This window comes from Fodinisporobacter ferrooxydans (genome assembly GCF_022818495.1).
Classification (GTDB): domain Bacteria; phylum Bacillota; class Bacilli; order Tumebacillales; family MYW30-H2; genus Fodinisporobacter; species Fodinisporobacter ferrooxydans.
On sequence record NZ_CP089291.1, the window covers coordinates 3,369,886 to 3,381,889 of the forward strand.

Below are 12,004 nucleotides of genomic sequence, written 5' to 3' on the forward strand. Positions count from 1 at the left end.
AAGAAAGAGAATGAAATCAATGGTTGTCGCATAGTCTGTACTATAGTTTGATGGGACGAGTCAGGAGGGGGACCATGGGGCAGCGGAAATATTTTATGCGTTTCAATCGTCAATCCGGCGGCATACTGATGCTGGCGCTGATACTCGCCCTTTATGCGGCATTTCATTGGTCGCAAACAAGAACCTCCGATACGGTACAACCAACGGTTCTTGCCGCAAATCAAGTACAGCAGCAAGTCATCGAAGGGATCGGCAACTTGCCGGGAATCGACGAAGTGTTTGTAAATCAATTGAAGGATGGCAGTTATCACGTTCGTACAACAGCCGTTTTGCAGGATCAGCCTTCCTTCGACATGCAAACCGCAAAGCTTACGGCCGTTCAGTATATGAGGGAAGTATACGCGCTGCCATTGCCGATCGCTTCTGCTGAAATCTATATTCAGCAAAATGGCAGACTGATCATGGGCATGGGCGTTGGAAAGGATCACAAGGACCTGTTTGAGGCAATGCCTGTGAATGCCGGCGATCAGCAAGCCGAGCAAGTCATTGCCGCATTGCAGGCAGTGGGAAACCAAAATGCAACACAGTCTGCAAAAATGGCGTGGTTTGAAGAAGTTCACTCGCCTTAAATGCACAGTGGATGACAATCTTATAGAAACCGAAGAAACCCGTTGGAAACGAAAGAAACCCATGCAAGGGATTGCTGTTGACATACAGAATCCTCTCCCATGGGTTTTTTATTTCCAGCGGGAAATTCCCATAACGTACGCATGTGCAAAGCCGACTCCGTAATCTCGTACGCGTTTCATTAATAATTTTACGATTCGATCATGACCGGCTCTAAGCAATGTTTCGATAAATGTGTGTGTGGTAAACGGTTCATCCAATACATCAGCAAAATATTTGTCGTGATGGATGATTTCCAGCCAGTCCTCGTTATAATTGGCTCCATGTTCTGTTTGGTATGCTTCTCTGTATAACTCCTCGACGGTAAACGGCAATTCCAGCGCTTGAATATAGAAATTCAACTGAAAAAAAGCCTTTAAAACCGCAGACCGTTTTTGCTCCGAATGCTCATTCATGGCTTACACCTCGCATTTATTATGAATGTTTCTTTTGCAACCCGCAAGCATTTTTTTATGTTACAATACAAAATTGAGGAGGGTTTTTTATCATGGGCATGTCGTTTTTTCAGGCTCTTTTATTCGTAGTCGTAGCAGCTCTTGTGTTTGCATTTGTGTTTCTATCGAGCAAAAGGAAAAAGGATCGTTAGTATGCGGCCATTTTTCAAAACATTCGCTTGTCTTGCAGTTTCCATGCTGTTGTTAAGCGGCTGCGGGGAACAAGCATTGACCCAATTAAAGCCTCATTCACAAAAGCAGTCGGTTGGTATCGTATTTCAAGCAGACCAGCAAACGATTCATGCTATACATCAATTTGTACAAGATCAGATGCATACGGCGAAAGATACATTGAATGACTATGGCTATTCCAAACAATCCGATGCGGACGCACAGCTCAGTCAGTTGGCGCAATCGGGCCGTTTTCAAATGTTTATTACGAACGCATCTGCTGCTGCTGTTGCGTCTGTTCAAGAAAAAAACAAAAGCCTTACGACTGCTTGGATACCGGATATACCTGCGGATGTTTATACGCCGCCCGCGGCTTCCGGTACGCCGAGCCTTGTTCCGGCAGTAACTGTCAATCAAGACAATGTGGCGTTTCTTGATGGATTTTTAAGCGGTCAGCTGCAAGGAAATCCCTCTGCCGCGATTGTAGTGCCTGCTGCAACAGGAGTGGGAAGCAATGTAGCCCGGATGGTACAAGCGGGTCTGCGTGATTCCGGGTTCACAGGATTTGTGCCGGTGTACGATCTGTCAAACATGCAAGCAAATCCGCCGGGAGTTCAACAGATGGGTTCCCAGTCTTACAGCAAACTTTTTCAAATGATTCCGCAACGCATCTGGATCATTCCTGTTCCAGTGGATGCCGGGCTGCTTAGGGCGGCCGCATCGATGGGGAAACAAATCATTTTGGGCTACCCGGCTCCATTTGTGCAAAGCAATTTGATTGCGGATGTTCACCCGGCTTTTGTTGAAAAGGTGCAAACGTTGATAGAACAATGGGAAGCGAGAAAATGGAAACCCGGCCAGACGATTTCATTTTTTTCCGATCATATTGTACAAATTCGCAATGTGTCGGCATTTCGTTCACGAACCATACAAAATCAGCTGCAAGCATTGGAACAATCCATTGCAAACCACTCATTTGATCCGCATCAAGTGCATTGAAGACATAAGGAAAGACTTTGGTGAAGATATCTGGAAGTACGCGTTCAAAAAGTGGTTAAGCAAGACAGCTCTGACTGCTTTTTGAACATCCGCAAGGAGGATAATTCTGCAAGAGCTGGATATTCTATGATAGAAAGGGAATGTCAAATATGGAAGAATGGTATTTGGAATATCGGATTTCCAAAGATCGTCCCGGATTGCTCGGCGATATCGCATCATTGCTTGGCATGTTAAGTATTAATATTGTGACTATCAGCGGTGTGGAAGGGCGAAATCGAGGATTTTTATTGCAAACGGACGATATTCAAAAAATTGAGGCGTTACGAGCAATGTTTCAAAAAGTAGAAAATGTTACAGTCACAGCTTTTCGACAGCCGACTCTGATGGATCGAATTGCTTTGCGCCATGGCGTATTCATTGAACGGGAATCCGAACCGACAAAAACATATAAATTTACCCGGGATCATCTTGGCATTCTCGTGGATTTTCTGGGAGAGCTTATGAAACGTCCGGGGCATCAGGTCATCGGTGTACGAGGGATGCCTCGCGTTGGCAAAACAGAGTCGATTGTAGCAGCGTGCGTATACGCAAACAAACGCTGGACGTTTCTCTCATCCACGTTATTAAAACAAACGCTGCGTACACAATTGACGGAAGATGAGCTGAACATCGATCAGAATGTTTATATTATCGATGGGATTGTTTCAACGAGTCGGGAGAATGAACAGCATCGCAGATTAATGCGGGAAATTTTACATATGGAAGTGCCGAAAGTGATCGAACATCCTGATGTGTTTATTAAAAAATCAAATTTGGGATGGGATTATTTTGATCGGGTGATCGAACTTAGAAACGATCCTTCTGAAGTGATTACGTATGAACATTTGGATTCGGAGTTTCAATTCTGACCAGGTGCAATAGCGGGAGGAACAGCGCCTCCCAAATGATAAACCAGGCGATAGGAATGACCGTTGGTAATTTTAAAGTATGGGAGGATGCAAGCCTGTGGAGGAGCTCGGACGTAAGTTGAGACAAATACGTGAAGAACGTGGCATCGAGCTTGGCGAAGTGCAACAACATACCAAAATCCGTACCCGCTATTTGGAAGCCATCGAGGAAGGAAAACTCGAACTTTTGCCGGGAACTGTGTATGCAAAAGGATTTATCCGCAGTTATGCGGATTATCTGGGTGTGGATGGGCAAGCGCTTATGGAAGAATTCGGCATGCTGAAAGATGCTTCCATGGCGCAAACGGTGCGAACGCAAGAGCCTTCGACCGTTTCTCCGCCGACTCGCATGAATCGGGACATGCATAAATCGAAAGCATTCCTGGAGCGGATGATGTGGCCACAATTTGCGGCTGGAATCGGAATCTTGGCTGTATTGGTTGCGGGATATGCATTCTTTACAAAAGGTGCAACACACTCAGATTCAATGAAAAACGATCCGGCTCAAACGCAGGCAAGCAATGAAGCTGCCGCGCCCAAACGAACAGAAGCAACTCCACCGGTACAAGCGCAACCGAAACCTGAAGAAGCCAAGCCGTCTGTGGTTGTAAAGCAGACACAACAAACAAACATCCGTTCCGTCTATGCAGTTTCCAATACGAAACAGTTGCAATTGCAGGTATCGGCAGATGACCAGTGCTGGGTGCAGGTTACAGCGGATGGGAAAGTGATTTTTACCGGAATGCTGTCAAAGGGCACGCCGCAAACATGGACTGCCGCACATTCGCTCGTATTGCTGGCTGGCAATTCTCCCGTGCTGCATATCCAGTTGAACGGCCAAGCGGTTGCACCTGCGAACCATACCGGAGGATATACGTATGATTTTCAGTTGCAGCAATAGACAGCATGTTTTTGCACATGTTTTTTTTGCCAAGTTGTGGTATAATGGCATCTATTCTGGCATGGAGGGATTCTTGTACTATGGCAAAAGAGGCATCTTTTGATATTGTATCGAAAGTGGAGATGCAGGAAGTAGACAATGCAATACATCAAAGCACGAAGGAAATTGAAACCCGCTTTGATTTTAAAGGGAGCAAAAGTTCGATCGAGCGGTCTGACAATACAATCACGTTAATTTCCGATGATGAGTTTAAATTGAGCAACGTCACGGATATCTTGCAATCAAAACTGGTCAAACGAAACGTATCTTTGAAATTTCTGGACTTTGGAAAAATCGAACCGGCAGCTGGCGGCACGGTGCGGCAAGCCGTCACCATTCAGCAAGGTTTGGATCAGGATAAAGCCAAACAAGTGGTGAAAATCATCAAAGACAGCAAAATAAAGGTGCAGGCTTCTGTTCAAGGTGATCAGGTTCGGGTAACGGGCAAAAGCCGGGATGATTTGCAAGCGGTGATCCAATTGTTAAAATCGGCAGATCTGAACTTTGACGTGCAATTTACCAATTATCGTTCCTAGCAACTCCATCATTGCGTATACTGGAATGGCCGTTTTTGACAGTGCAAAAGATTTTTGTATATACTGATATTGAATGAAAATTCTACGATTCGCTAAGCGGGTATAGGATTCCATATAGATAGGGCATGTCCTTGATTATTGGCCATCGGGGGAGGTCGTATAAGTGAATCTGGCTAACCGGATCACGATAGCCAGGATTTTCTTGGTCCCTGTTGTGATGTTTTTCTTATTGATGCATTTTGATTTCTGGCGCTTTACCATTAACGGCAGAACAACGACTGGCAGCGAGGTAATTGCAGCTCTCGTTTTTATCATTGCGGCCAGCACGGATGGATTGGACGGATATATTGCCCGAAAGCGTAAAACCGTTACGAATCTCGGCAAATTATTGGATCCTCTCGCCGATAAATTGTTGGTTTCTGCTGCGTTGATTGCTCTTGTTGAGATGCAGCTCGTCTCGGCTTGGATGGTGATCATCATAATCAGCCGTGAATTTGCGGTGACTGGCCTAAGATCGATCGCAGCGGCGGAAGGGAAAATTCTTGCAGCAAGCAAAATTGCCAAGCTGAAAACGGTCTGTCAAATTATCGGCATTGTTGCGATTATGTTGAACAATTTCCCATTCTCTTATATTCGTTTTCCTTTTGACCAACTCATGATGTATGTGGCTGTTATCATTACATTGATCTCAGGTATTGATTATTTTGTGAAAAACAAACATGCCATTCATCTCGATATGTGAGAAGTCGTTTGATCTTAAATGTTGGAATCGGATAGTAGCCTTGACAGAGATCATGACACGGCTGCTATCTTATTTTTTGCCCCACAAGGGGATAAGTCCGACTCAGGCGCTGAAGCACCAAGTTCGGCTTTACCCCACAAGGGGATAAGTCTCACTAGGTGCTGAAGCACCAAGTTCGGCTTTACCCCACAAGGGGATAAGTCTCACTAGGTGCTGAAGCACCAAGTTCGGCTTTACCGGTGGAATCACCAATTTTTCATGGTACAGGAGGGCGTATGAACGCTGAAATTCTCGCTGTAGGCACGGAACTTTTGCTTGGTCAAATTGTGAATACGAATGCGCAATTTTTAGCTTCGCAATTGGCGCTATATGGGATCGATGTGCATTATCAAGGGGTGGTGGGGGATAACCCCAAACGGATTCTGGAAATGTTGGACATTGCGGCAAAGCGTTCCGACATCATCTTGTTGACAGGCGGATTAGGGCCGACAGTGGATGATCTCACGCGCGATATGGTGGCAGAGCATGTGGGACGACAATTGGCAGTGGATCCGGCGCTATTGCAGGAGCTCCAGTCTTTTTTCCAGTCCCGTGGACGCGTCATGCCGCCTAATAACAAAAAACAGGCGCTGCGAATCGAAGGTGCGGATGTTTTGCCGAATCCCCGCGGAACTGCACCAGGGCAATACGTGCATACGAATCAAACGCATTATTTTTTACTGCCCGGACCGCCCACTGAGATGCGGCCGATGTTTCTGGAATCGGTTGTGCCTTTTTTACAACGGCTGCAAGGCGAAGAGACCATTTATTCAAAAGTGCTGCGAATGGTTGGAATTGGCGAATCGGCCATGGAGGAGCAAGTGCGGGATATTTTGCAGGCGCAAACCAATCCGACGATTGCACCGTATGCTAGTGAAGGAGAGTGTTCTCTCAGGATCACGGCAAAGGCGGCTTCGATGGAAGCTGCAAAGAGTTTGATTGAACCGTGTGAACAACAACTGCGGGAACGCTTGGGAGCGTACATGTATGGAATGGACGACGACACGTTGGCGATCGCAGTTGGCCAACTTTTAATGGAAAAACAGCAGCAAATGGCTGTTGCGGAAAGTTGTACGGGCGGATTGCTAGGGATGATGATGACAGAGGCGCCTGGTAGTTCCCGTTACTTTAGCGGCGGCTGCATCACATACAGCAATGATTTGAAACGACAACTCCTGTCTGTTTCCGAAGACACATTGCGGATCCACGGTGCTGTCAGTCCGGAATGCGCCCGTGAAATGGCCAGCGGTCTGCATGCGCGGACAAATGCCGATGTTTGTGTTTCCATTACTGGCATCGCCGGCCCCGAAGGCGGATCTGCGGAGAAACCGATCGGTTTGGTTTATATTGGATTATTTTATAACGGCATAACAAATGTCCGACAATTGCAACTTCGTGGTGACCGCAATCAAATACGTATACGGTCTGCCAAACAAGCACTGGAGTTCGTTTGGCATACATTGCGCAGTGCTGAAAAATAGGATGGGTTGTACAGTTGTACGGGTTTTGACAGAAAGGTGATACAATGACGACGTTTGAAGATTTTCAATTGAATAAAAGGGTTTTGCAGGCAATACATGACATGGGGTTTGAAGAGCCTTCACCGATTCAGGCATCCTGTATTCCATTGATACTCGGCGGCCATGATGTGATCGGACAGGCTCAGACAGGCACGGGGAAGACGGCTGCCTTTGGCATTCCCCTGATAGAAGCGGTTACTCCAGGGAAACATGTCCAAGCACTTGTTTTAACGCCCACGCGTGAGCTGGCGATTCAAGTCGCTGGGGAATTGCGAAAAATATCCCGATATACTCGAATGCGATCCATTCCAATTTATGGGGGTCAATCGATCGTCCATCAAATTCGGGCGCTGCAACAAGGCGTGCAGATCATTATCGGAACACCTGGCCGTATTTTGGATCATTTGCGGCGAGGAACATTGAAGTTTGACCGTTTGCGTTCCATCGTCATCGATGAAGCGGATGAAATGTTGGATATGGGATTTATCGACGACATTGAATCGATTCTAAAAGAAACGCCGGAAGACAGACAAACTTTGTTATTTTCCGCTACCATGCCTGATCAGGTGAAGCGGTTGGCAAGCAAATACATGAATCGGCCGGAACATGTGACGGTGAATCGCGGTGAAGTCACAGTGCCGCTGATTGACCAAGTGTATTATAAAGTATTGGAACGGCATAAATTAGAAAGCCTTTGCCGTGTCATTGACAGTCAAGATGTCGCATTGGGAATTATTTTTTGCCGGACCAAGCGGGGGGTGGACGATCTTACGGAAGCCCTCATCGCACGCGGATATATGGTGGACGGGTTGCACGGTGATTTAAGCCAGGCGCAGCGGGATCGCGTGATGAAAAAGTTTCGCAATGGCGATATCGAATTATTGATTGCGACAGATGTTGCGGCGAGAGGCATTGATGTCGACAATGTAACACATGTGATCAACTATGATATTCCGCAAGATCCGGAATCCTACGTCCACAGAATCGGCCGTACCGGACGGGCAGGAAAGCGCGGATTGGCCATGACCCTCGTCACACCGCGGGAATTTAAACTGTTAAAAATGATTGAGCGGGAAACGAAAGCACGTCTGATTGCCAAAGATATTCCATCGATCGCAGATGTGGCAGAACGCCAGGCGGAAAGTTGGCGCGAGAAAATCCGCTCCATGATTTTAGACGGCGGATTGGCAAATTACCGTGCAATGTTAGGTGATTTGGTCGATGAATTCGATCCGGTCGATATAGCTGCTGCCGCTTTAAAGATGGCCAGCTCCAATGAGCTCGGCGAAGAAGCGTATGAAGATTATGATTTTGGCGAAACAGGCGGAGCGACGGGAATGGTGCGTTTCTTTATCAACGTTGGCCGAACTGCGCGCATTGCACCGAATGATTTGATCAAGGCAGTGTCGGAAGGGGCGGGAGTGCCGGCACAAGCGATCGGCAAAATCGATATATTTGACCGCTTTACGTTTTTGGAAGTGGAAGAAGATTCAGCTCCATTTGTATATGAAGCATTGCGGCAATCCAAAATCAACGGTATACGGATCAATCTCGAACCGGCAAAGCCACGGGCGAAACGCTCGCCGGCAACTGTTGCCGGACGCAGTTGATCGAAATTTCTATCCTCTCGCCCGTCGGCGGGAGTTTTTTTGTCTCTGTATTCCTTTGGAGTGCATGTATTCGACAATCAACCGCCGGATATTTTTTAATATCAGAACAAATGTTTGCTTTTTCTTTTTGGATATGTACAATAGAAAGCAGGAAGTCGAATTTAAAAGGCGAAATCATAGATGAAATTGATTCGAGATATCCTTAAGTTCCAGCATGTGTAGGGAGCGGGCAGTATAGGAACCGCAAGTTTTATGCCATACATACGGTTGGGGATTGATGAGAATAGGAGTGTTACGTTGATGGCAGATCGTAAAGCTGCATTAGAACATGCATTGCGTGCAATTGAAAAGCAATTTGGCAAAGGATCCATTATGAAGCTTGGAGAAGCTTCGTCAATTATGAATGTCGAGACTGTTTCTTCAGGGGTTTTGCCGCTGGATATTGCCCTTGGGATCGGCGGTTATCCGCGGGGCAGAATTATCGAAATTTATGGTCCCGAATCTTCAGGTAAGACTACAATTGCATTGCATGCCATCGCTGAAGTGCAAAAAATGGGCGGACAAGCGGCTTTTATCGATGCGGAACATGCCCTGGATCCGCTGTTTGCAAGGAAACTCGGCGTGAATATCGATGAGTTGTTAATCTCCCAACCGGATACGGGAGAGCAGGCGCTTGAGATTGCAGAAGCGCTGGTGCGCAGCGGTGCTGTCGACATACTTGTCATCGACTCGGTTGCGGCATTGGTTCCGAAGGCGGAAATCGAAGGAGAAATGGGAGACTCTCATGTAGGTTTGCAGGCGCGCCTTATGTCCCAAGCGCTCCGCAAACTTTCGGGGGCGATCAGCAAGTCCAAGACCATCGCCATATTTATCAACCAGATTCGGGAAAAAGTCGGAGTCATGTTTGGCAATCCGGAGACTACGACTGGCGGCCGGGCTCTTAAGTTTTATTCCACGGTTCGTCTGGAAGTTCGTCGGGCCGAAACATTAAAAATCGGCAACGATATGGTAGGCAGCAGAACGCGGATTAAAGTCGTAAAAAATAAAGTGGCACCACCGTTTAAGCAAGTGGATGTCGATCTCATGTTCGGTGAAGGGATTTCAAAAGAAGGCAGCATTCTCGATATGGGAGCAGAATTGGACATCATCTCAAAAAGCGGCGCGTGGTACTCCTTCCAGGAAGAACGGCTGGGACAAGGACGTGAAAATGCAAAACAATTTTTGAAAGAGCATGCAGACATTGCACAAGTTATCGAACATCGAATTCGCGAGTATTATCAAATGTCTCTTGAGACAATGTCTACAACGGCCGCTTCTGCCGCAGCGGAGACCGAAGAGGATGAATTTTTTCTCGAAGACTGATCTGTTGTGAATGTATAAGTGCGTGTTCAAAAAGTGGTCAAGTAAGACACAAGGAGTGCGAAGTCGAAGCACGAAAAGGCGACGGAGTGTACGTGTTTGGTACATGAGTAAGCCTTTTTGGGATTCGGCAAAGCAATCCGCCGTGGAGTTTTGACTACTTTTTGAACATCCTCTATAAGGCTGTTTGCTGCCTATTCTTGACAACAATTTACATGAATATTACAATAGAAATGCGTATTAGTAACTGTGTAGGTTCTGTCATCAGGCGTATCGTAGTATACGACAGATCCATTCGTTTTGAATGGAAGTGAACTGCGTCCTTGTTTGCTCTTACTATATAGGGCAAGGGGGCGAAATCGTTTGGAAGCATTGTGGAGCGTAATTATTGCAATTGTTTGTTTAGCGATAGGAATGGCAATCGGATATTTCGTGCGTAAGTCCTTTGCTGAAGGTAAAATCGCTTCAGCGGAAGCTCAGGCTCAGAATATTGTGGATGAAGCGAAACGTGATGCAGAAGCAAAGATGAAGGAAGCAATCATCGAAGCAAAAGAAGAAGTTCACCGCATCCGTTCGGAAGCCGAGAAAGAAATGAAGGAACGTCGAAATGAAGTCCAGCGTTTAGAACGCCGTTTGATGCAAAAAGAAGAAACGCTTGACCGTAAAACAGAAACACTTGAGCGTCGTAATGAAACATTAGCGAATCGTGAACGATTGGTTGAAGAGTTAAAACAACAAGTCGAACAGCTCCATCAGGAGCAAGAGCGGGAGCTGGAACGAGTATCTGCTCTTACTCGTGACGATGCACGGGCATTGATACTTTCAAATGTTGAAAATGAATGCCGCCATGAAGCTGCCATCTTGATGAAAGAGATTGAGCAGCATGCACGGGAAGATGCAGAGAAAAAAGCGCGTGAGATTATTGCAACTGCCATCCAACGTTGTGCAGCGGATCATGTTGCAGAAACGACCGTATCCGTTGTTGCATTGCCGAATGACGAAATGAAAGGACGGATTATCGGACGGGAAGGCCGCAATATCCGTACGCTGGAAACCTTGACAGGTATCGACTTAATTATTGACGATACTCCGGAGGCTGTCATACTTTCCGGATTTGATCCCGTACGACGGGAAGTTGCTCGTGTCGCTCTGGAAAAATTGGTTGCTGATGGCCGTATTCATCCGGCACGGATTGAAGAAATGGTTGAAAAATCGCGTCGCGAGATTGATGAACGAGTTCGAGAAGAAGGGGAACAAGCAACGTTTGAAACGGGTGTACATGGGCTCCATCCAGATTTGATCAAGTTGCTGGGACGGTTGAAATATCGTACAAGCTATGGGCAAAACGTTTTAAAACACACGATTGAGGTTGCCCATTTGGCCGGTTTAATGGCTGCTGAATTAGGACTTGATGTAAATTTGGCAAAACGTGGCGGTCTGTTGCATGATGTTGGCAAAGCTGTCACACATGAAGTAGAAGGTTCCCATGTGGAAATTGGCGTGGATTTAGCCAAAAAATACAAAGAACATCCGATTGTCATAAATGCGATTGCAGCACATCATGGCGATGTTGAATTTACTTCTCCGATTTCATTGCTTGTAGCTGCTGCAGATGCTTTGTCGGCTGCAAGACCTGGTGCAAGGCGTGAAACACTTGATATTTATATTAAACGCCTGCAAAAACTAGAGGAAATTGCCGAATCTTTCGAAGGTGTAGAGAAGTCTTATGCGATCCAGGCGGGCCGTGAGGTTCGCATTATTGTTAAACCTGAGCAAATCGATGACGCAGAGTCGGTACGTCTCGCTCGGGAAATTTCGAAGAAAATTGAACATGAACTCGATTACCCTGGGCAAATTAAAGTAACGGTGATCCGGGAGACTAGAGCCGTCGAATACGCAAAATAAGGTAGCCATTATGGCTGCTTTATTTTTTTTCTTTACAATGATTAACAAAAGGAATTTATATTTTGGAATCGAATACGTACATTGTAATTTGCGAATCGTTGTGCAGATTTTTTTA

The 12,004-nt window shown here is 46.3% G+C and carries 11 protein-coding genes; 10 read left to right on the plus strand and 1 reads right to left on the minus strand.

Going from position 1 to position 12,004, the window contains the following annotated elements; genetic code table 11:
* Positions 1 to 74 precede the first annotated feature (74 nt).
* Entirely contained in the window at positions 75 to 629 is a 555-nt protein-coding gene (locus LSG31_RS16180) for a hypothetical protein (RefSeq protein WP_347436099.1), read from the plus strand.
* Between the two features lie 108 nt (positions 630 to 737).
* On the opposite strand, the gene LSG31_RS16185 is transcribed toward LSG31_RS16180, so the two are convergent.
* Positions 738 to 1,082, minus strand: a complete 345-nt coding sequence (locus LSG31_RS16185; protein WP_347436100.1) for a hypothetical protein — start codon at positions 1,080 to 1,082, stop codon at positions 738 to 740.
* A gap of 192 nt (positions 1,083 to 1,274) precedes the next feature.
* Here LSG31_RS16185 and LSG31_RS16190 point away from each other — a divergent pair, with 192 nt between their 5' ends.
* From LSG31_RS16190 to rny, 9 genes are all read left to right on the plus strand, one after another.
* Positions 1,275 to 2,291, plus strand: coding sequence for a hypothetical protein (locus tag LSG31_RS16190; protein WP_347436101.1), 1,017 nt, complete (start codon positions 1,275 to 1,277; stop codon positions 2,289 to 2,291).
* Between the two features lie 149 nt (positions 2,292 to 2,440).
* Entirely contained in the window at positions 2,441 to 3,199 is a 759-nt protein-coding gene (locus LSG31_RS16195) for a DUF3388 domain-containing protein (protein WP_347436102.1), read from the plus strand.
* Between the two features lie 79 nt (positions 3,200 to 3,278).
* Complete coding sequence (locus LSG31_RS16200) at positions 3,279 to 4,139, plus strand: helix-turn-helix domain-containing protein (RefSeq protein WP_347436103.1); 861 nt, start codon at positions 3,279 to 3,281, stop codon at positions 4,137 to 4,139.
* An 80-nt stretch (positions 4,140 to 4,219) separates the two neighbouring features.
* Positions 4,220 to 4,714: a YajQ family cyclic di-GMP-binding protein gene (locus LSG31_RS16205; protein ID WP_347436104.1), complete on the plus strand. Its 495-nt coding sequence runs from the start codon at positions 4,220 to 4,222 to the stop codon at positions 4,712 to 4,714.
* Between the two features lie 163 nt (positions 4,715 to 4,877).
* Positions 4,878 to 5,456 (plus strand): CDP-diacylglycerol--glycerol-3-phosphate 3-phosphatidyltransferase, encoded by a 579-nt coding sequence (gene pgsA / locus LSG31_RS16210; protein WP_347436105.1) that lies wholly within the window; start codon positions 4,878 to 4,880, stop codon positions 5,454 to 5,456.
* Positions 5,457 to 5,731: 275 nt separating this feature from the next.
* Entirely contained in the window at positions 5,732 to 6,976 is a 1,245-nt protein-coding gene (locus LSG31_RS16215; RefSeq protein WP_347436106.1) for a competence/damage-inducible protein A, read from the plus strand.
* Between the two features lie 44 nt (positions 6,977 to 7,020).
* Positions 7,021 to 8,625: a DEAD/DEAH box helicase gene (locus LSG31_RS16220; RefSeq protein ID WP_347436107.1), complete on the plus strand. Its 1,605-nt coding sequence runs from the start codon at positions 7,021 to 7,023 to the stop codon at positions 8,623 to 8,625.
* A 300-nt stretch (positions 8,626 to 8,925) separates the two neighbouring features.
* Positions 8,926 to 9,987 (plus strand): recombinase RecA, encoded by a 1,062-nt coding sequence (gene recA, locus LSG31_RS16225; RefSeq protein WP_347436108.1) that lies wholly within the window; start codon positions 8,926 to 8,928, stop codon positions 9,985 to 9,987.
* A gap of 411 nt (positions 9,988 to 10,398) precedes the next feature.
* Positions 10,399 to 11,889 (plus strand): ribonuclease Y, encoded by a 1,491-nt coding sequence (gene rny, locus LSG31_RS16230; RefSeq protein WP_430734284.1) that lies wholly within the window; start codon positions 10,399 to 10,401, stop codon positions 11,887 to 11,889.
* Positions 11,890 to 12,004 lie beyond the last annotated feature (115 nt).

Coding starts and splice junctions, on each gene's coding strand:
- LSG31_RS16180 (WP_347436099.1), top strand. CDS start 75: ATGGGGCAGCGGAAATATTTTATGCGTTTCAATCGTCAATCCGGCGGC.
- LSG31_RS16220 (WP_347436107.1), top strand. CDS start 7,021: ATGACGACGTTTGAAGATTTTCAATTGAATAAAAGGGTTTTGCAGGCA.
- LSG31_RS16200 (WP_347436103.1), top strand. CDS start 3,279: ATGGGAGGATGCAAGCCTGTGGAGGAGCTCGGACGTAAGTTGAGACAA.
- LSG31_RS16195 (WP_347436102.1), top strand. CDS start 2,441: ATGGAAGAATGGTATTTGGAATATCGGATTTCCAAAGATCGTCCCGGA.
- LSG31_RS16205 (WP_347436104.1), top strand. CDS start 4,220: ATGGCAAAAGAGGCATCTTTTGATATTGTATCGAAAGTGGAGATGCAG.
- LSG31_RS16185 (WP_347436100.1), bottom strand. CDS start 1,082: ATGAATGAGCATTCGGAGCAAAAACGGTCTGCGGTTTTAAAGGCTTTT.
- LSG31_RS16215 (WP_347436106.1), top strand. CDS start 5,732: ATGAACGCTGAAATTCTCGCTGTAGGCACGGAACTTTTGCTTGGTCAA.
- LSG31_RS16190 (WP_347436101.1), top strand. CDS start 1,275: ATGCGGCCATTTTTCAAAACATTCGCTTGTCTTGCAGTTTCCATGCTG.
- recA (WP_347436108.1), top strand. CDS start 8,926: ATGGCAGATCGTAAAGCTGCATTAGAACATGCATTGCGTGCAATTGAA.
- rny (WP_430734284.1), top strand. CDS start 10,399: ATGGCAATCGGATATTTCGTGCGTAAGTCCTTTGCTGAAGGTAAAATC.